We start from the raw sequence: 19,440 nt of genomic DNA, 5'->3' as shown, positions 1-19,440 counted from the left end.
GGGATGAGGTGACTTACGATTGAGCAAAGAACTCACGCCTTTCCAGAATAAATAGTGTTACTTTATTATATCAAATTAACGCGTTAATTTGACGATATATTATGACTTTCTCAACAGTCTGAGAAAATCCATCTAATCTTGATTTTCGGCCAAAATCACGTGATTTAACGGGAGTTTTTCCCTTTAATTTACTTAAATCAGCTGCAAGGGCGGCAGCATGCACTGCTGCAAGCAAGCACAGCGCAAGGGCGGCAGCACACACTGCTGCAAGCAAACACAGCCGCAAGGCGGCAGCATGCACGGAGTAGAAAGAGATCTTGAGCCGCCTCATTAAGTAGAAGCAAAGCGTCTGCTGCATAAATCCCCCCACCCAGCGGAGAGAGAGCCACAGCATAAATCGCTCTCCTGTCAAAGAAAAGAGTACTGAAAATATCCACTGAAAGATTCGCTAAAATCCACTGGAAGATCCGCTGCATAATAAGCTTGCCTGACATGTAAAAAGGGCACTGAAAAAAACCTTTTTCCAGTGCCCTCCTCATGCTTTTTATCTATTTTACAAACGATCAATGTTGAAAACAAACGTCAAATCTTGATTCGCATGGATCAAATACTCGTCATGCACGGGCGCGCCCCAGCTGTCGTCACCGCCAACGCCCATCTGTCTGCCAGCTACCGTTACGACCGTATAGTGAACAGGCGGCAGCTCGTAATGATGATAAGCATTTTCCAGCTCGAATGCGGTATACGGCGAAATGTTGCATTCGACTGGCTGCGATGCAGGCGCTGTAATCCGAATGCCGCGGCCATCGTCATTCGTGATGCTTACACGTCGTACGCCTGTGCGGTTGCCCGATTCCTGAGGAACTACGTAGCCGGATACGTTATCGGCGGCATCATTTTGGAATACGCCCAGCCGTGCACCAAAGGCGCGGTCAATGTAGTTCTCTTCGGGACCCATCGCATACCAATCCAAATGGCAATAATCAGCCGATACCTTGAATGACAAGGCGAATGTCGGCAGCTTCGGCAATCCTTCTGCGCCTTTGTAGCGCGATGTGACGCTCAAGCTTCCATCAGCAAGCACCTTGTATGCAACGGTGACGAGAACCTCAGCGCTTATGCTCAGCTTGTACTGGAATGCAACTGTGGCGCTGCCTTCCTGCTCAGTCAGCTCCACACCGATGCATTTGCGCGTTAAGCTGGCCGCGAACCAAGCGCCAGAGTCAAAGCCAAGGGCAAAGCCCTTGTCATTGTCCGTCGTCGCCCGCCAAAATAATGGAGCCGGCGGAATCGCAATCATCTCTCTGCCTGCATAGTTCAACGAAATGAGCGTCCCTGCCTGCTTGGAGAACATGATGCTGAAATCTCGGCCATGAACGCCGATATTGACATCTCCCTCCACCACTCGAAGCGAATCATTAGGCAGTGTGGACACTGCACCTACTAAACCTGCTTCAATCACAAATACATATTGTCCAAACGAAGTTTCATATCCCGCATCCGCCCACAGCGTCTTCTCCTTCAAATGGAGCGAAGCATGAAGCGCATACTCGCCTGGCACATCAACTGCTGGCAGCTCCAACGGTAAATACGTCTCGCTTTGCGCAGCCACATCCACATCCATGTTACTCCGGAAAATTTCCTTGCCCTCATGTTGAAGCGAAATGACCATATAATAGGCATCCGCACCTTCGAACAGGTTCTCATTGATGACCTTCACGCCTTGGCGGTCAGGAATCAGCTTGATGTACTGGTAGAGGAACTTCACCTCTTGCATCTTTGGCGATTCCTTGCGGTCAGCATACACGATGCCGTTCGTACAGAAATTATAATCGGTAGCCCGATCTCCAAAATCGCCGCCGAAAGCAAGAAACTCTTTGCCATAGCGATCCTTTTTCACAATTACTTGATCGATATAATCCCAAATGAAGCCGCCTTGATACATCGCGTATTTCTGCTCCAGCTCCGTATATTTGTGCATGCCGCCTACCGAATTGCCCATGGCGTGCATATATTCGCAGCTAATATAAGGCTTCTGCGGGTTATCATTCAAATATTGCTCGATATCAGCCGGCTTCGCATACATGCGGCTCTCCATATCGCTTGTGTCATTGTACTTGCGGTTATGGAATACCCCTTCATAATGAACGAGTCTGCTCGGGTCCGTCTCGCGGAAATAATTCGATACGTTCAGCAGTACCTCGCCTGCATACGCTTCATTGCCGACCGACCAAATGAGTATCGAAGGATGGTTCTTGTCGCGCTCCACCATGGAAATCGCCCGATCCATCACGATGGGCTGCCATTCCGGCTTGTTTTCCGGGATGTTCCACGAAGGCTCGACAGCCCCCATCTTCTGCCATGAGCCATGCGTTTCCAGGTTCATTTCATCAATGACATAGACGCCGTAAATATCACAAAGCTCGTACCACAGCGATTGATTCGGATAATGTGAGGTTCGAACCGCGTTCAGATTGTTGCGCTTAAGCGCAGCAATATCCCACAGCATATCCTCCTTCGTAATCGCCCGGCCTCTGCGGCTGTTGAACTCATGGCGGTTAACGCCCTTGAATACGATCCGCTTGCCGTTTAGATGCATGACCTTATTGATCATTTCAAATTTGCGGAAGCCGACCCGCTGCGGAATCGCCTCAATTAGCTTTCCTGACTGGTCATAGACAGATAGATAAAGAACATACAAATAAGGCTTTTCGGCGCTCCATGCCGTTACTTTCCCAGCATTAAGCGATAACGTCAACGCATCGCTCGCTGATGATTCCGAAGATGCTGTCCCGACTATATGTCCATCAGCGTCCTTTAGTTCAAGCTTAGCGCTATAGCGCTGCCCAGCAGCGGTAAGCTTAAGATCGGCGCGAAGACTGCCGCTTGTATAAGCTTGATCAAGCTCGGCATGAACAAACAGATCGCGGACATGAATGCTAGGAACGGTATATAAATAAACGTCGCGGAAAATACCCGAGAAACGCCAAAAATCCTGATCCTCCAGCCAGCTGCCCGTACTCCGTTGGTACACTTCAACAGCGAGCTTGTTCTCGCCTTCCAGCAGAAACGGTGAAAGCTCAAACTCAGACGGCGTAAAGCTATCCTCGCTATAGCCGACAAATTCGCCGTTCAGCCACAAATAAAAGGCCGATTCTACCCCTTGAAAAGAAATATATACAGGCTTGCCCTTCATATTGTCAGGCATATGAAAGTACTTCACATAGCTGCCAACCGGGTTATGATCCTCTGGAATTGCTGGTGGACGAATATCGTTATGTCCGTCCCAAGGGTACATCGTATTGACGTATTGCGGCTTGCCATAGCCCTGCAATTGAATATGTCCCGGCACCTCGATATCTCTCCAGCCATCGCAATCATAATCCTGCTGGAAAAATCGCTCAGGACGATCAGCAGGCTTCACGGAATAGCTGAATTTCCAGCTCCCGTTCAAGTCATGACGGAGGGCCATCGGCGCAAACGCCGCCGCTTCCTCTAGCGATTCGTAATAACGGTGATCGGAGTGTGCAGGCAATCGGTTCACAGCAAATACGCTCACATCGGTGAGCCAGTTTATGTTCGGCTTAATCTCATTCATAACATTTTCCCCTTAACTTGATTTAAAAGCCAGGCAGCCGCGCATAAAGCGTGCAGCCGCCTGACTTTGCTCTTGCTTTATTTTACCGAGCCTGTCATCCCTGCTACAAAATGCTTCTGCATAAGGAAGAACACAAGCGCGGTCGGAATGGTCGAAATGACGATCGCGGTCATTATAATGCCGTAGTCCGGCGAGTAGCTGGACCCCAAATTCGAAATCAGCATCGGAATCGTTTTTTTCTCCGGCGATTGCAATACGATGAGCGGCCATAGGTAGTTGTTCCAGCTCGACATAAACGTAATAATGCCTGCTGCCGCGTAGGTCGTCTTCATCGTTGGCATGAAGATGCGGAAGAAAAGGCTTATTTCGTTTAGTCCATCGATCCGGCCCGCTTCAAGCAGCTCGCGCGGAAACATTTTCGTATTTTGACGGAAGAAGAAAATAAGAAACGCAGTCGTAAAGGTCGGCAGCACGACGCCAGAGAGCGTGTCCAAACCGATAAACGGAATCGCCTGCGATAGTCCTGCAAACATTTGATACAACGGAACCATGATCGCTGCGAACGGGATCATCATCGAGAGCAGCAGGATCGTAAATACGACGTCTTTCGCCTTGCTCCTGTAAATTTCAAAGCCGTAGCCGGCTAACGATGCGATGACCATGGCGAGCACTGTTGTCGTTATGGAGATTTTTGCCGAGTTGAGCAGCGCGGGCACGATATCGACCGTACTAAACAAGGTGTTAATATTTTCGATAAGCTGGCTGCCGGGCAGCAATCTTCCCTTCGTGACATCAGCCGACTTGTTAGTCGCGCTGACCAACATCCATAGAAACGGAAAGATGGAGACAAATGCAGCGACGCTTAGAAAAATATAAACAAACACACGTTTTAATTTATCCATTTTTATCACCTGCCGCCTTAAACTGAATGAACGCCAATATGATGATCATAATTACGATCGAATACGACACGGTTGCCGCATAGCCAAAATCGGACGAATATTTGAAGGAAAGATTGTAAATATATTGCGAGATGGACATGGAGGCATTACCCGGTCCGCCCTTCGTAATATTAACAACTTCATCAAACAGCTGCAGCGTACCGATGGTGGACGTAATCGAAGTAAACAAAATAATCGGCTTAAGCAGCGGTACAGTAATGCCAAAAAATTGTCTCGTTGACGAAGCGCCGTCAATCTTCGCAGCCTCGTAGATCGAATGATCGATATTTTGAAGCGCTGACAAGTAGAAAATCATATTATAGCCCGTCCAGCGCCATGTGATTGCGATAATAACCGTCACCTTTGCCCAGAATGGATCGGTAATCCACTGAATGGGAGTTCCGATCAAATGAAGATTGATCAGCAGCTTATTGACCAAACCTTCCGTAGCGAACAAGTATTTGAAGATGACAGAATAAGCTACGAGAGAGGTAACAGCCGGCAAGAAAATCGCCGTTCGGAAAAAACCTTTAAATTTCAATTTGCTGTCGTTGAGTAGAACGGATATGAACATAGCCAGAACAATCATGACAGGCACTTGGATAATTAAATAAACGAACGTATTCTTAACCGCAGTTAAAAATGTTTTATCACTGAACAGACGAACGTAGTTATCGAAGCCGACAAACGATAAATTCATGCCTTTGCCGGATTTAAAGGACAATAGGAGCGCTTGAATCATCGGATAAAAATAGAACGCCGCAATCATGATTACGGCTAGAATGACGAACATCCAGCCAGTCAAATTGGCTCTTGTGCGAATATTTACGCCAGGCCTCGCTGCTTTCACGTTAGCCTAACCCCTTTCTTTACGGAAATAAAACCTTGGGAACTTCCCCAGCGCTCCTGCTGCCGGAATAACAGCTTACGAATCAGGAGAAGGAGAAGCCCCAGGTTTTATTTGATTGCCGTATGACTTATTTATTTAACTTGTGTTTCCGCTTGCGCCTGAGCGTCGCTCAAAGCTTTGTCGATTTCTTTGCCGCCGAGGTAATTTTGCATTTCGACAACGAGAATATCTTCAACCGCATACGTATGCATGCCGTAGTTAACGCGCGGAATTTGCTCTGTCCATTTCGCGAAATCCTCGACTACTTTTTGACCGCCGAAAAATGGATCAGGCTGCTTGTAAGCATCGCCAGCAGCTGCTGCTTTGAGCGTACCGATAGCGCCGATTTCCGTCACAAGCTTCTGATAAAGATCAACGTCAGAGCCAAACGTTTGTTTCAAAAATTCTGCCGCTGCTTCTTTGCCGTCAACGTTCATAACATACCAAGAGCTGCCGCCTAGGTTGGATGCGTGAACGGCATTTGGCGCTTTCGCGAGTTTAGGGAATGGAACGACAGCCCATTTGCCTGATTGCGATGCTTCTGCTTTAACCGAAGCGGTAATCCAGTTGCCTGTAGGCACGCTAGCTACTTCTTCGCTGTTGAATGCACCAACGAATTGACTCCAGTCCGAAGTCACCTTCACGATATCCGCGTTCATTAGCTCTTTGTAAGTCTCGAATGCTTCCTTCAGCACGTCATTGCCGGCAAGGTTAGGCGTTGTGCCGTCCTCCTTCAAGTACCAAGAGCCTGCCGATTGAATCATCATACGAATAAGGCCAAGATCATTAGGATCTTGCGTAAGCAGCGCTTTGCCTGTTTTTGCTTTCACTGCTTTACCAATTTCGATTAATTTCTGCCAGTCAATATCCTGCAGGTCAGCCGTTTTGAAGCCTGCTTCCTCTAAGTAGTCGCTTCTCACGTACAATCCCGCTACGCCAGAGTCGAATGGAACGCCATATTGCTTGCCGTCCACGCTAGTCGGCCCGATTTTGTACTCAGCGAAATCAGCTGGATTTATGAAATCCGTTAGCTCGAAGAATGCTTCCGGATAAGCTTGCAGGAAGCTTTGAGCACGGTAGTCCTCGATCAATACGATTGTCGGCAGGCTTTTTGTTGTACCCGCGTTTAGGCCTGCGTTCAATTTTTGAATAATATCAGCCTGTGCGTTTTCTATAATATTTACTTTCAAATCGGAATCCGGATTTTTAGCCTTGTAAGCTTCGCTTGCACGCTCCATCGCTCCGATATTAAATACTTTATCCCAAGCCCAAACCGTAATTTCCTTTGTTCCTTCAGCAGGCGTACCGCCTTCATTCGCATTTGGTGCATTGTTTTCTTTGCCGCATGCTGTTAGCAGCACGAAGCTGGCTAGCATAATGGCGAGTAATTTTTTCAATACCTTCAACCCCTTTTAGTAGCTGTTTGCTTATTTCTGAAAGCGTTTGCCGGCTAACAAGATTCATTATAGCAACTCGTGAAAATGACTCGTTAGCAATATATTTGTGCGGATTTGTCATTCTATTGTTACCTTCCCCATCGTTAATATGTAATTAGAAATTAATTTGTTAATTGGTACTTTCTTTAGATCTTCTTCAGTGGCAATCTAATTTTCACTCTCGTTCCATCGCCAACATCGCTCACGATTTCAACACCAAATGCTTCTCCATAGAGCAGCGCTATGCGGTCATGTACGTTGCGAATGCCGATGCCTGAGAAGAAATGGCTCGTTCTAATCGAAGCGTGATCAGGATTCTCATGGTCATACCCGCTCATCCCTACGCCGTTATCGACGACCTCGCATACCAATGCATCCTCCTCGCGCGAAATAAGTACATAAATATGCCCTTCGTTTCGGTCTTGGAAAGCGTGAAAGAAGGCATTTTCAATAAAAGGCTGGATGATGAGCTTTGGAATGTGATAGCCGTAGCAATCATCGGAAACAAAATAATTAACTAGTATCTGCTCGCCATACCGTACATGGTTAATAAAAACGTAGTTTTTCAAATTAACGAGCTCCTGAGCTACGCTGATCGTCTCGCTGATGTTGCTTACCGTATTTTGCAAAAGCGATATGAGCGCGTTGATCGTAGCTGCTGCCTTCTCCTTGTTGCCCTGCTGCACCAATATTTTGACTGATGCCAGCGTGTTATAGAGGAAATGAGGGTTAATCTGCATTTGCAGAGCGGAAAGCTCGGCGTTGCGTTGATTTTTCTGCGTTTCAATCAGCTTCTTAATATAATCATTCAACTCAACGAGCATATAGTTATAGGCATTCCCAAGCTCCTTGATCTCATGGCTGCCTGTCACGGTTATATAGTTATCGAAGTTATTTTCCGTAATGCCTGACATTTGTTTGGCCAGCATCGTCAACGATTTCGTCAATCTTCTCGAAATCAGAAATACGATGAAAAGGGCAACGAATACAATCGCAACGCAAATAAGCGCGACCGTCTTGAAATCGACCATATCGCTCAGCACTTCCTGCTTGTCGATGAGATTGACCAAATAAAAATCATAAACCGGCAAATAATTGGACAGCACCAGACTGCTTCGTCCTATCACGCTTACATCTTTAAAGCTTAGCTTCTGCTCTTCTATTTCTTTGGCGTAGCCAAGCAGACTACTCTCTTTATTGCCAATAAGCTCATGGCGGTTGCTGGATATAACAATGCCCGCACGATCCAAAATAACTACGTCATTGCCTTTGCTGGTAAAGCTCGAATAAAACCGTTTAAAATCGCTCTCTCTTATCGCAAAATAAAGAATGCCGTACGGGTTGCCGCTGGTGCGCTCCATTAACGCCCTTGAAGCAACGATAGCCGGATCTTCATCCGAAGAACCGGCAACAGATTGTTTATCCAATTGATAAATAAGCTTCTTAGGCTGGACTAGCGTATTCACGGTCAACATGCTGTTTTTCAGCTTGTCCAATGATTTGGGCCAATACGAGCTGTCCGTCGAGTGGCTCTTCTTATTGATGCCCACGATTGTAATCGTAACCGGATACGCTGCTACATTGGATTGAATTCGCTTCATCTGCTGGCTCGCCGAATAGTAGCTGTACATCGTGGAAAGCGAATCCATATCCGGCTTCGTCAAAAAACCTTTGATCGCGCCATTTTGCAGCACATTGTTAGACGCCGTTACGACGGAATAGTTGAAAGATTCAAAATTCGTTTGAATTTGGCTAATGATCTTCGAGTTCGTAATGCTGAATGTATTCATGAACAGACGCTCCGACATCTGTATCATTACAATCGAAGTAAGGAGTGCTACAGAAACGATGCTGACCAGCGTAACGATAAACATTTTGATAAAAAGGCCGTGATATTTAAACTTGTCCAAAAAGCCTCTCATGGCGCTATTCCCTCTTTTTGCCTGTGTATTGTTTTCTGTAATGGCTCGGCGACAAGCCCGTTAATTTCTTAAACACTTTCGTAAAATAGCTATGGTCCGAATATCCAACCATTCCGCTAATTTCGGAGATCGAAGCCGTATCCTGCTGCAAAAGCTCTGCTGCCTTCTCCACTCTAATCTTGTTCAAATATTCGCTAAAGCCTTCCTTATTATGCGATGTGAAATAACTCGACAGGTACGATGGATTAAAGTGGAAATGCTTCGCAATTTCCGTCAAGCTCAGAGGCTCGGCATAGTGCTCCTGTATAAAATGAAGCAGCTGCGCCATATTCGGATTGCTGTTCGCTGTACCTCTCGTTTTTATAACGTCACTCGCTTCCGCTATAAAGGAATGTAGTAGTGAAAGAGCCTCGCTTACATGCGTCGATTCTCCGATCGATTTGAAATAAGTGTATTTGGCTTCATCCAGCTTTTTTATATTGGATTCCAGACGGCCTAACAAGATCGTAATATTAAATATAACGTTGCCCAAAAAAGACTTAAATTCGAAGACATCGGTTTTATATTGGCTCGCTGCATCATTCACATGCGCAAGCAGCCTAGTAAACGCTTCTTCGAATTGCCTTCGGTTCATCAGCTCAGTGAAGGAAGTCATATTAAAGGGGCGTGCCTCGCCTTTTGTTGCCGGCAGCTCGCCATGAATGATCAAATGCTGGGATGCCGGAAGAAAGTAGCGGTATGCGTTTATTTTCAGAAAGCTGTCCTTATAGTTGGCTCCAAGCTCTCTCAAGTCGGTAAATCGTTCGCCAATCGTCCAACCAATCTCGGGAAGCTGCTCCCCAGTTCTTGCTGCAAGCTTTCGAGCTATGCCGGTCAAAAGATCCTGTTCGCGATTATCAAGGTTAACGAGCACAACGACCGTATTCGGTTCAGTAGGCAGCTGAAAATAAACCGCATGCGGCAAGCTGGCATCGAGCTCATCCGTTATTGCATCCAGCCACTTCGAATCGGTATGCCGCTCTCTCCCCTTGCCCGCCAGCAGCTTCAAATCAGCTCCCAGCAATCTGAATCCATTATGTGGAATCGCTTCCGAAATTACCGTGCCCTCTATATCGACCTCATAGCCTGAGATGAGCTTATCGAGCACCAGCTTGATGGACACCCCAGCCTCATCGTCAGCTTCAACCAGCTTCAAGGAAGGAATTTTCCGGGCTGTGCGCTTCACGATTTCAAGCAGCTGAATGGCCTCCAGCTTCGGCTTTAATATATAATCGGCTACGCCGCTTTGAAAGGTTGACCTTACGTAATCAAATTCGCCAAAGCTGCTTAAAATAATGACTTCGATTTCCGGGAACCTCGTCTTAATTACACGGGTCAGCTCCTCTCCCCCCATAATGGGCATGACGATGTCCGTAATGACGATATGGGGCTCCAGTTGCTCGATCAGCTCAAGCGCCTCTTTGCCGTTGGACGCCTCTCCGACAATTTCAACGCCCTCATTCTCCCAATTCAGCAGATGCTTGATCCCTTGTCTGGCTAATATTTCATCATCCACGATAAGTACGCGACATGAAAGAGTCATCCTTTTACCTCCGCTTTCAAAAGCTTTTTTCCTTGCTTGCTGAAAAGCCACTTACTCGTAAAAGCTGCGAACGACAATATCCTGATCGTAATTGCCGAAGCCTAAATACATTTCCACATCCGCTTTTTATAATTAGTAATTTAGTTAATCCTAATACAATTCATATCCACCTTATTGCATGTGTTTATTTATTATGATAAATATTATATACGAAATCAACGCTTATGAATTAATTGATTAATTAATTCAACTAGGAGGTTCTTGTTACATGTCTATGAAATCAACGATGCTTATCGATAAAAACTTTACCGTCTCAGAGGTTGATCCCAGGCTTTACGGCTCCTTTATCGAGCACTTGGGGCGTGCCGTTTACGGGGGCATCTATGAGCCCAGCCATCCTACCGCTGACGAGAATGGCTTCCGACGCGATGCGCTGGAGGCGATTCGGTCCTTAAATGTTCCGATCATACGTTACCCAGGCGGCAACTTTGTGTCCGGCTACAATTGGGAGGACGGCGTTGGTCCCAAGGCAGAGCGCAGAAGGCTGCTTGAGCTCGCATGGTGGACGACCGAAACGAATGAAATGGGAACAAATGAATTTGCGGATTGGGCGAAGCTGGTCGGCTCGGAGGTCATGATGGCCGTCAATCTCGGCACACGCGGCGTAGATGCAGCCCGCAATCTCGTTGAATATTGCAATCATCCATTCGGCTCCTACTACAGCGATCTCCGTATATCACATGGCTACAAAAAGCCGCATAAATTCAAAACCTGGTGCCTGGGCAACGAAATGGATGGCCCGTGGCAAATCGGGGCAAAAACAGCGGTCGAATACGGACGGCTCGCGAACGAAACCGCCAAAGCGATGCGCTGGGTCGATCCAACGATCGAGCTTGTCGCATGCGGAAGCTCCTCGAGCGGCATGAGCACCTTTGCGGATTGGGAAGCAACGGTGCTTGATCTCACCTACGATCAGGTCGACTTTTTGTCGCTGCACACCTATTACAACAACAATGAGAATGATTCATCCAACTTCCTCGCGAAGTCGCTCGATATGGATCAATTCATCTACAGCGTTACCGCAATTTGCGATTATGTGAAGGCGAAGAAGCGGAGCAAGAAGAAGCTTATGCTCTCTCTCGATGAATGGAATGTATGGAATTCAATCGGGACAAGCCGCGCCGATGAGCGCTGGCAAGTAGCCCCTCCGGAGTTTGAGGATGTGTATACGCTTGAGGATGCTCTTGCCGTAGGCTGCTTCCTCATTACGCTGCTCAAGCATGCGGACCGTGTAAAGATGGCATGTATCGCGCAATTGATTAACGTGATCGCGCCGATTATGACGGAAAACGGGGGCCCTCTTTGGCTGCAAACGACTTATTATCCATACCTTCATGCGTCGCTGTACGGCAGAGGCACCGTGCTTCAACCGATCACTTCGTCGCCTAAATACGATTCCAAGGATTTTACGGATGTTCCTTATCTCGAAGCCATCAGCGTTTACAATGAGGAACAGGGCGAGGTGACGATCTTTGCTGTCAATCGTCATTTGTCGGAGGGGCTGGAGCTCGAAATCGACGTTCGCAGCTTCGGCGAGGTCAGCATCACCGAGCATATTGTATTGGAAAATGAAGATTTGAAAGCAATCAACACCAAATCGAATCCAAGCCACGTTGTCCCTCATAATCGCGGCACCGCCAAATCGGATAACGGATATGTGAAAGCGACGCTTGGCAAAGCTTCATGGAATGTCATTCGTCTTCAAACCAAAAAAGGCTAGCCAATCCGAAAAACCGCCGGATCATTTGATCCGGCGGTTTTTTTGTCACGTAACAATAGTATCAGCGTCAATCCGCTAACCGTTATTCATATCAGTGAATATGAAGCATGCGAACCCTCATCGCTCCAGCCGGCGTAGCAACGTTTACAACCTCATCTCTCCGACTCATCAGCAGCTGCTTTCCTACTGGCGAAAGGAATGAAATGCAATTTTGCTCCGGATCGGCATCCATCGGATAAACGATTTTGAACGTATCCGTCGTTTGATAATCGATATAATCGATCGTAACCTCGCATCCGATAAAAACGGCAGGTGACAGGCCAGTCTCAACAGCGGCAAGCTCGTTTTCAACAAATTGCACATACTCGGCAAGAAATTGCTGCGTTTGCTTTCGCTCTACCCCTTGTTTTGGAAAATAAGCGTCGAGAAACGAATGCTTCTCTTCGCCTAGAACGATAAGCTGATGAATAAGCCGCTCCCTAAAGCTGCCTGCCTGAACACTATGGTTCATAGTAGACTTCACCCCCTAGAGACCTATTACGCAGCAGCAACCCATGAACATTCGATTGAACCATTTTCTTCTCCTCCTCATAAACAGATAGACCTCTACGCAAGAGGTCTTGTTCCATCATATCAAACTTCTCATAGAAGTCCAACAGCTCTCATTCGCCCTTAAAAATACAAAATAATAGTTTTGCTCAGCAAAAAAGAACCCTCTGCCAAAGCGATGAATAACGAGAGGTTATCCGCAGCTAGGCAGAGGGTTCTTCTATCTTTTTTTACATTTCGAGCTTTGCATTAAGGAGTGGTGACCTCATCTGTCGCCGCCGGATCAGCCGCAGCATCTGGAGTATCATTCACTCCTTCCGTAATGGCATTGCTATTGCCATTGTTATTTACATCCGTGTCGTTATTGCACGCCGAGGCGGTAAATACGACAGCAACACTCATCATGGCGATCAAAATCAGCTTGGCTATGCTGCGGCTTTCATTCGTTTTCTTCATCGTTCATTCCCCTTTCAATCTGGTTGTTAATGTTTTCATATTGGAAACTTAACCAGCCGCGGTATTTTTGAATCGGAATGGTTCATGAGAATATAATTAGATTAGCGATTCCGAATTAGGGGTATATAATTAAACTTTTTTGTTGATAAATCAAAAAAAAAGACCGTACTTGGTCTCTTTTCTTTGAAATCAACTATGAAAATGACATTCGATCAATAAAAAGACTCCGAGCGTATTTCCGAAAAATGAAATAAGCCTGTTCGATGATTAGACTCTCTAATCTTATCCATAATCTCGCATAAGCTAATCATAGAGTCGGCATCTCTCGTAGACGAGGCGATCTGATAAAGGGTGTTAAAGCTTCCAAGCGCATACTCCTTATTCACAGACCCATTCCTTAGGTTTGTTAGCACGCGCTCGATTTCACTGTTAATGAACCACACAATTCTTTTTCTGAAATTTGAGTTCGAATTATTCATGAGCAACCCTCCGCTGTCGATGAAATAGTACCTGTTCAGTATAGCTCTGCGGTAACTAAAACGTTGTCGAAGCGCGAAGTCGAATAATATTATTTTCCTACAAAAATCACGTTTCTTCTCTGTGGTAGCATCACAATAAACAAGCATTGCGCAGAGCGCGAATTTGAATACAAGAGTGACCATGATAAATAATGTCCATATCCGTTAAATGCCTCCCTATTCCTGTTTGACCCGCGCGATGACGCGAGCAATGGATGAATCAGCCTTTATGCGAAGCGGCAGCGCAATGATTTCAAATGCTTGGATGCCCTTCAGCCGGTGCACATGCTTTAAGTTTTCAATGATGAGAATGCTGCTGCCGAATAAGCTTTTATGTATATCAAATGGATCTTTATCCGGTGAAGGCGTATCCAAGCCGATCATTTTTACTTTCTTTCGAATGAGCAGATCAACAAACGCCGCAGTTAACACCGGATAATCTGTAAAATACGATGGCTGGCCATACAGCTCCCCATGTCCGGTATAGACAATGACAATTTGCCCCTCTTTGATCAACGCTTCGTATTGTTCATTATAATCAATAGTGCTGACGCCACATACGTCCAGCAAGACGCCGTCGCCAACAAATTGCTCCACTGGAAGCTCATCGATATACTGCTGCACGTCCAATAAATGCATCGGACCATCAATATGAGTTCCAGCATGCATGTTGATCGACAGCTGATGATTGTTGTAATCATCGCTGCTAATATGCTTGGATTGCGTAAGTACCGTTTCCGCATCGCCTGGGTATACCGGCATTTGATGAAAAATAGGATGAGTAAGATCAATAATCACGCAGATTTACAGCTCCCTTCGACATTGTGGCTCTATTCGACTATAGCATAAAAGCTGCATTTTCGAGAATAGCACGATCTGAAGGAAGGCATCGTTATCGCTTTATTGAAGCAGGTTTGTCGTTGGAAGAACCGCTGAGGGGTTTGGGAGTGTGGACGATTGGGGTTTACATGGATAGCTGTAAAACAGCTGCCTTAGCCAACAGCGCCTGCTTCATGACGGCTTTCTTTACCCTGTTGTGCTGAAGCGGCTCGGATAGTTGAAAAAAGGATTCATCCTGCAGCATCGCAATGAGCGCCTTTGTTGCCGCTTCGGCAGCAAGCGCTTCGTCTTCAACCAAGTAATAGGCAGCCTGGTAAGCGTAAATTTCGTGTAGCTTTAAAATAGCTGCTTTTCGCTGCAGCAATTGTTTGGTATGTGTAGTAAGCATCTTCACCGCACGCCTCCTGCAGCCTTGATCTTGACTGTACTCTCGGATAAACCAACTATATACGAGTTCGGAGTTTCCACCTAGTACCATATTTCCGTAGTACTTGACAACGTTCAATACATCAGCCGCATCGCTTCGATTTTTCGCTTCATGTAAGCAACAGCCGCAACCGGCCCGCTAATTTTCGCATCTTCGCCAAGCTGCCAGATCCGTTCCGCATAAAAAGGCATATCCTCAGCCGCAATAGGAATGGATGCTGTTCCGCTGCCTGCATCGGAGCGTTGAATAAAGGGAGCAAACCGGGTTTCGGACTCGAGCAGCCACACCCCTTTTTCCGTCAATTCGAGCAGAAGCGTGATTTGTTCCAACTGGTCTTTCTCCGGCACATTCAGCAGCGTTTGTTGTTCGATGTCTTCCCGGCAAGGAATCCATTCGTTGATCGTGGCGGAGAGAATCCGGTCAGCCCTGAATTGCCTCACTTCTTGGCGTACAAAACAATAGGCAGGGCAATACCAATATCCAGAGCTCGCGTAAATACCGATAGGCTGAATATCCCGCTTCGATATGCCGCTCCCCGAGCGGTATTCGATCGTTGCGACGCTGCGGATCATAATCGCCTGCAGCAGGGTTTGAAGAACGTCAGGGGACATTTGCCTGTGCGGGCTGTAGATCATCACCCGATCTTTCAAGCGGTCAATCTGCTCCCTTACATCAGCCGGCAAATAATGATAAAACTTATGAAGCGCTGAGCCAGCCCCTTCGCCGAAGGGCAAAGAGCTGAAATAGTTCAAGGACTGGCAAGCAAAAAAGATAGCGATGGCCTCGCCCTCCGAGAAGCTGATCGGCGGGAGCAATCGCTCTTGCAGCAGCTTATAGCCGCCTCCTCTGCCCTGTATGGAATAGATGGGAACGCCTAGCTCGCTCAGGTCTTGCAAATCCCTTGTAATGGTCCGGGTTGACAGACCAAATTCATCTGCAAGCTCCCTTACGGTAAAAGACTTCCTCGCATTGATCATCATAATTAGTTGAATTAATCGCTGTGACTTTTGCATAAGCAGCCCTCACTCTCCCTCAATACCTTTTATTTTATCTTATTCCATAAATAAGACAATAACTGTCTTGTTTAACGGTTATCATAAAGATATAAATAAGGATAAACATGGATCCGCGGAGGAGAATAGCGATGAATAAACAAGAGCTTATTCAAGAAGAGATAGGGATCGTATTCGTGAATGGAGCTGGAATGAAGAGCGGAGTATGGAGCAAAGTGATCGAAGGAATGAAGCATCCGTGCTTGTCGGTTGATTTTCCGCTTAGAGAAGGAGCGGTTGAAGCGAGGAAAGAGCTTGCATTGGCAGATTATGTGACCCATATGCAAAAACAGATAAATCAATGGGGCGTTAAGAAGTTCATTATTGTGGCACACTCGCTCGGAGGCGTTCTTGCGCTTAGACTCGCTTACGAATTTTCTGATCGCTTGGCAGGCTTTGTTGCAATTGGAGCAGCCATTCCGAGTAATGGCGGTTCATTTCTATCGGTTCTGCCCTTCCCTAAGCGAATACTGCTGTCTGCCATTTTGCGGAAAATGGGTACGAAGCCACCAGAGTCCGCGATTCGTTCTGGACTTTGCAATGATCTTACGCCAGAGCAAACGGCCGAGCTCGTGCACGGCTTCATTCCTGAATCCCTTCATGTATATACAGATCGTGTCGATGCTCCCATTCCAGACGTTCCTAAACTATATGTGAAGCTTAACAAGGATAAAGAATTTGGCCTGTCCCTGCAAAATAAAATGATCTCCGCACTCTCTCCGCAATTCGTGCGAAATCTAGACACCGGGCATTTGCCGATGCTTAGCGATCCAAATGGGTTGAGACTCGTGCTGCAGGACTTCTTCAAGCATGTGGCTAGATAGCAAAAACGACAAGCCTCGGAAATCATCACTTTGTCCAGGCTTGTCGTTTTTGATGTATTTAAAGGAGTCATTCGCACACTGTCTCGTCTAACTAAATATTATGCCAAAGGAACCCTTCTGGACAAGCGCTCCCATTTATCCAGATACAGATTCATTTCAGACTGAAGGCTTTGCAAATATTTTAAATGAGCTTTATTTTCATTCACGATCGTCTCGTCTGAGCTTTTGCTCGAAGCTACGGAATATTCCCTCGTCACGCCATCTTTCGAATACTGAATCGAATCGAACTTGCCTTCCTTCCATACTTTTCTCATATTCACATTCGTCCCGGACAACTGAATATTCGTCTTGGCATCCTTATAATTGAAGCTATATGGCTGATCGGCTAAAGTATGGGCAACGGAGAAGCCCGCCGCAAAGCGATCGTTCGCGAAAGTGCCAAATTGGATCTTATGCGATTCAACTTTTCCGTTATGGTCAGAAACCTTCGTAGAATAAGAGCCATTTCCTATTTTCAAGTCTTTTTTCCATTGACCTTCGTAAGTAATGACAAAGTCTTTGTTGTCGCTCTTGTACCTGTGCACGTATTTGCCGCTCCCAGTGCGCTTTCCATCCACCCAATCACCGGAAAAGGATTTTTTCTGGTACCAATTCATCGTTCCTTTTCCATGCGGTTTTCCATTTTTTACTTGACCGTAGTAAAAAACATCTTCTGAGATGTCAAGATACTGTTTCTTTACGGCCGCATCGGCAGTGGTTCCCCCCAAAGCTGATGTTGTGAAGACAAATGCCAAGACAAAACTGAATACCAAAAAAGTTATTTTTTTCATAGGCAAACACTTCCCTTTCTGTATATGTTTAGATTCATCCTATTAGGATATAAACACGATATGCGATTTTGAAACAGGATACAACCCCATAAAAAAAATTCTCATCCGCTTGGGATGAGAAGCCTGATAGAACATGCATTTATGCTTTCCGATTCACGAAATAAATGCTGAGAAGAATGAGTACTAAACCAAGCAGCAGCGATGCGGTAAACGGTTCGTCCAGAAATATCGTGCCGGCTAAAATCGCGACTAACGGAATAAGAAAGGTGAAGGATGCAACCTTGCTCGCCTCGCCCGAGTCCATCAGCTTATAGAACACCAACCACCCGATGGCGATGACAAACACGGAAATAAACAGCAGAGTTATTATAAGCGCAGGTGTCCAAACGACATCAGTCCAGCTTTCCACCCTTGAGCCTAGTACGGTCATGAACAAGCCGCCGATCATTAATTGAAGTGAAACAAGCCAGATCGAATCGACGCTTGGACCCTTCTTCTTCACGTAAATCGTGCCCAATGCCCAGCTGAGCGATGATCCAAGGGCGAGTAATATGCCTGCAACGGAAATATGTCCGGACAAGCCTCCTGCACCGCTGCAAATTACGCCAACGCCCGAGAACCCAAGAATAAGCCCCGTAATTTTCAAGCCGTTCATCGATTCCCCAAGCCATAGCCATGAGAACAATCCGACGAGTACAGGCTGCAGAAATACAATCGCAGAAAACAAGCCTGCCGGCAAATATTTCAGGCCAATCGTCTGTAAGCCATAATATAAAATGACATTTACGATAGCTGATACGACATAAATCATCCACGTTTCACGAAAATGCAGACGTTTATATCGCGGAATTGCGATAACGAGCAGCAGCACGCCCCCCAGTAGCGTTCTTATTCCAGAAAACAGCACCGGCGGCATGAACGAGAGCGCATATTTCGAGAGCGGCCAATTGACTTCCCTGACGATGACTAAAAATAATATTAAAAAAATCGTTTGATTTCTTGATAGCTTTTGCATGTTGAAGGTCCCCTTCTGGTCTGCATGACGAAATCTATATTTCAAGCTTGAACCGCTTCAGAGCCGCTCAATTTTTTTCAGAAAAATTTTTGGGTTGATTGTATATATTTACAATTGGTTCGACATAATAACTTTACATCCAAAGAAGGAGTGAACTTACATGAGCAGAAAAAATTCAAACACGTTGGTAGTACCACAAGCAAAAGCAGCAATTGCACAAATAAAAGTAGAAGCAGCACAACAGCTAGGTGTTCCGTTCTCCCAAGATGGATACAATGGTAATTTATCCACTCGTGATGCAGGTTCTATTGGTGGATATATTACAAAAAAATTAGTCCAAATCGCTGAACAGCAATTAGGACAACGCAACTTCTAGAATAAAACCAAAGCCCTCCATTATCAATAGGATAATGAAGGGCTTTTTTATTTCTATTTTTGAAGATGGTAAGGAACCGTTGCGATGACCACATCTTTTTGCGTGAATAGGTAAGCTCTCAGCATTAAGCTGGTCTGGTTATGGAGAAAATAATGCCACCAATGCTTCGTAATAAATTGCGGGATGAGAATCGTAATATGATCGGTTTCGCCCGTTTTCCATTCAATCGTATCGATAAATCAATCTTTCCATATCGATCTTATGCTCTGTATCTCACGAGCAATTAACCTGAATTTCGAAAGTGAAATCTTATAAAAACGTAAAAAAGTGCCCTGATCTTTGGTAGAATGGTGTTTGTCTAGAACACATCACCCAAAAGAGAGGAGCACCTTTATGGTGAAGTTT

17 protein-coding genes and 1 pseudogene are annotated in these 19,440 nt (G+C 46.0%); 3 read left to right on the top strand and 15 right to left on the bottom strand.

Annotation, left to right across the window (positions count from 1 at the left end; genetic code table 11):
* Window positions 1–70: 70 nt before the first annotated feature.
* From AC2TDN_RS25520 to AC2TDN_RS25490, 7 genes are all read right to left on the bottom strand, one after another.
* Window positions 71–358 carry a hypothetical protein gene (locus AC2TDN_RS25520; protein ID WP_484690607.1) on the bottom strand — a complete coding sequence of 96 codons (288 nt, stop codon included), beginning with the start codon at window positions 356–358 and terminating at the stop codon, window positions 71–73.
* Window positions 359–553: 195 nt separating this feature from the next.
* Window positions 554–3,598, bottom strand: a complete 3,045-nt coding sequence (gene lacZ, locus AC2TDN_RS25515; protein WP_484690606.1) for a beta-galactosidase, LacZ type — start codon at window positions 3,596–3,598, stop codon at window positions 554–556.
* A 77-nt stretch (window positions 3,599–3,675) separates the two neighbouring features.
* Window positions 3,676–4,500, bottom strand: a complete 825-nt coding sequence (locus AC2TDN_RS25510) for a carbohydrate ABC transporter permease (protein WP_484690605.1) — start codon at window positions 4,498–4,500, stop codon at window positions 3,676–3,678.
* Complete coding sequence (locus tag AC2TDN_RS25505) at window positions 4,493–5,332, bottom strand: carbohydrate ABC transporter permease (protein WP_484690608.1); 840 nt, start codon at window positions 5,330–5,332, stop codon at window positions 4,493–4,495. The genes AC2TDN_RS25510 and AC2TDN_RS25505 overlap by 8 nt, the downstream gene beginning before the upstream one ends.
* Window positions 5,333–5,520: 188 nt before the next feature.
* Window positions 5,521–6,825 carry an ABC transporter substrate-binding protein gene (locus AC2TDN_RS25500; protein WP_484690604.1) on the bottom strand — a complete coding sequence of 435 codons (1,305 nt, stop codon included), beginning with the start codon at window positions 6,823–6,825 and terminating at the stop codon, window positions 5,521–5,523.
* 185 nt (window positions 6,826–7,010) lie between these two features.
* Window positions 7,011–8,786, bottom strand: a complete 1,776-nt coding sequence (locus AC2TDN_RS25495; protein WP_484690603.1) for a sensor histidine kinase — start codon at window positions 8,784–8,786, stop codon at window positions 7,011–7,013.
* 4 nt (window positions 8,787–8,790) lie between these two features.
* The gene (locus AC2TDN_RS25490) at window positions 8,791–10,368 is read right to left on the bottom strand and encodes a response regulator transcription factor (protein ID WP_484690602.1); all 1,578 of its coding nucleotides are present in this window, start codon (window positions 10,366–10,368) and stop codon (window positions 8,791–8,793) included.
* A gap of 268 nt (window positions 10,369–10,636) precedes the next feature.
* Here AC2TDN_RS25490 and arfA point away from each other — a divergent pair, with 268 nt between their 5' ends.
* On the top strand, window positions 10,637–12,148 hold the full coding sequence (gene arfA / locus AC2TDN_RS25485; RefSeq protein ID WP_482066632.1) for an arabinosylfuranosidase ArfA: 1,512 nt from the start codon (window positions 10,637–10,639) through the stop codon (window positions 12,146–12,148).
* 91 nt (window positions 12,149–12,239) lie between these two features.
* Here arfA and AC2TDN_RS25480 read toward each other — a convergent pair whose 3' ends face one another.
* The 5 genes from AC2TDN_RS25480 to AC2TDN_RS25460 form a co-directional block, all read right to left on the bottom strand.
* Entirely contained in the window at window positions 12,240–12,659 is a 420-nt protein-coding gene (locus AC2TDN_RS25480) for a GreA/GreB family elongation factor (protein WP_484690601.1), read from the bottom strand.
* Window positions 12,660–12,946: 287 nt separating this feature from the next.
* Window positions 12,947–13,153, bottom strand: a complete 207-nt coding sequence (locus AC2TDN_RS25475; protein WP_484690600.1) for a hypothetical protein — start codon at window positions 13,151–13,153, stop codon at window positions 12,947–12,949.
* Window positions 13,154–13,848: 695 nt separating this feature from the next.
* The gene (locus AC2TDN_RS25470) at window positions 13,849–14,469 is read right to left on the bottom strand and encodes a cyclase family protein (protein WP_484690599.1); all 621 of its coding nucleotides are present in this window, start codon (window positions 14,467–14,469) and stop codon (window positions 13,849–13,851) included.
* 166 nt (window positions 14,470–14,635) lie between these two features.
* Window positions 14,636–14,905: a hypothetical protein gene (locus AC2TDN_RS25465; protein WP_484690598.1), complete on the bottom strand. Its 270-nt coding sequence runs from the start codon at window positions 14,903–14,905 to the stop codon at window positions 14,636–14,638.
* A gap of 107 nt (window positions 14,906–15,012) precedes the next feature.
* The gene (locus tag AC2TDN_RS25460; RefSeq protein ID WP_484690597.1) at window positions 15,013–15,951 is read right to left on the bottom strand and encodes a helix-turn-helix transcriptional regulator; all 939 of its coding nucleotides are present in this window, start codon (window positions 15,949–15,951) and stop codon (window positions 15,013–15,015) included.
* Window positions 15,952–16,082: 131 nt separating this feature from the next.
* On the opposite strand from AC2TDN_RS25460, the gene AC2TDN_RS25455 reads away from it, so the two are divergent.
* Window positions 16,083–16,814 (top strand): alpha/beta fold hydrolase, encoded by a 732-nt coding sequence (locus AC2TDN_RS25455; protein ID WP_484690596.1) that lies wholly within the window; start codon window positions 16,083–16,085, stop codon window positions 16,812–16,814.
* Between the two features lie 98 nt (window positions 16,815–16,912).
* Here AC2TDN_RS25455 and AC2TDN_RS25450 read toward each other — a convergent pair whose 3' ends face one another.
* Together AC2TDN_RS25450 and AC2TDN_RS25445 are read right to left on the bottom strand one after the other, a co-directional pair.
* Complete coding sequence (locus tag AC2TDN_RS25450; RefSeq protein ID WP_484690595.1) at window positions 16,913–17,644, bottom strand: MORN repeat-containing protein; 732 nt, start codon at window positions 17,642–17,644, stop codon at window positions 16,913–16,915.
* Between the two features lie 139 nt (window positions 17,645–17,783).
* Window positions 17,784–18,659 (bottom strand): DMT family transporter, encoded by an 876-nt coding sequence (locus AC2TDN_RS25445; protein WP_484690594.1) that lies wholly within the window; start codon window positions 18,657–18,659, stop codon window positions 17,784–17,786.
* 160 nt (window positions 18,660–18,819) lie between these two features.
* Between AC2TDN_RS25445 and AC2TDN_RS25440 the strand changes: the two genes are divergently transcribed.
* The gene (locus AC2TDN_RS25440; RefSeq protein ID WP_484690593.1) at window positions 18,820–19,035 is read left to right on the top strand and encodes an alpha/beta-type small acid-soluble spore protein; all 216 of its coding nucleotides are present in this window, start codon (window positions 18,820–18,822) and stop codon (window positions 19,033–19,035) included.
* 53 nt (window positions 19,036–19,088) lie between these two features.
* Here AC2TDN_RS25440 and AC2TDN_RS25435 read toward each other — a convergent pair.
* Window positions 19,089–19,274 (bottom strand): annotated as a pseudogene (locus AC2TDN_RS25435) (amino acid permease); the annotation flags it as partial.
* Between the last annotated feature and the right edge of the window lie 166 nt (window positions 19,275–19,440).

Source organism: Paenibacillus sp. Y660, from assembly GCF_057221575.1.
This window is presented reverse-complemented; position numbering and strand designations above follow the sequence as displayed.

What these genes read in the sequence shown, in the direction of transcription:
- AC2TDN_RS25520 (WP_484690607.1), bottom strand. Translation starts at nt 358, where the DNA reads ATGCAGCAGACGCTTTGCTTCTACTTAATGAGGCGGCTCAAGATCTCT.
- lacZ (WP_484690606.1), bottom strand. Translation starts at nt 3,598, where the DNA reads ATGAATGAGATTAAGCCGAACATAAACTGGCTCACCGATGTGAGCGTA.
- AC2TDN_RS25510 (WP_484690605.1), bottom strand. Translation starts at nt 4,500, where the DNA reads ATGGATAAATTAAAACGTGTGTTTGTTTATATTTTTCTAAGCGTCGCT.
- AC2TDN_RS25505 (WP_484690608.1), bottom strand. Translation starts at nt 5,332, where the DNA reads ATGTTCGTCATTCTAGCCGTAATCATGATTGCGGCGTTCTATTTTTAT.
- AC2TDN_RS25495 (WP_484690603.1), bottom strand. Translation starts at nt 8,786, where the DNA reads ATGAGAGGCTTTTTGGACAAGTTTAAATATCACGGCCTTTTTATCAAA.
- AC2TDN_RS25490 (WP_484690602.1), bottom strand. Translation starts at nt 10,368, where the DNA reads ATGACTCTTTCATGTCGCGTACTTATCGTGGATGATGAAATATTAGCC.
- arfA (WP_482066632.1), top strand. Translation starts at nt 10,637, where the DNA reads ATGTCTATGAAATCAACGATGCTTATCGATAAAAACTTTACCGTCTCA.
- AC2TDN_RS25480 (WP_484690601.1), bottom strand. Translation starts at nt 12,659, where the DNA reads ATGAACCATAGTGTTCAGGCAGGCAGCTTTAGGGAGCGGCTTATTCAT.
- AC2TDN_RS25475 (WP_484690600.1), bottom strand. Translation starts at nt 13,153, where the DNA reads ATGAAGAAAACGAATGAAAGCCGCAGCATAGCCAAGCTGATTTTGATC.
- AC2TDN_RS25460 (WP_484690597.1), bottom strand. Translation starts at nt 15,951, where the DNA reads ATGCAAAAGTCACAGCGATTAATTCAACTAATTATGATGATCAATGCG.
- AC2TDN_RS25455 (WP_484690596.1), top strand. Translation starts at nt 16,083, where the DNA reads ATGAATAAACAAGAGCTTATTCAAGAAGAGATAGGGATCGTATTCGTG.
- AC2TDN_RS25450 (WP_484690595.1), bottom strand. Translation starts at nt 17,644, where the DNA reads ATGAAAAAAATAACTTTTTTGGTATTCAGTTTTGTCTTGGCATTTGTC.
- AC2TDN_RS25445 (WP_484690594.1), bottom strand. Translation starts at nt 18,659, where the DNA reads ATGCAAAAGCTATCAAGAAATCAAACGATTTTTTTAATATTATTTTTA.
- AC2TDN_RS25440 (WP_484690593.1), top strand. Translation starts at nt 18,820, where the DNA reads ATGAGCAGAAAAAATTCAAACACGTTGGTAGTACCACAAGCAAAAGCA.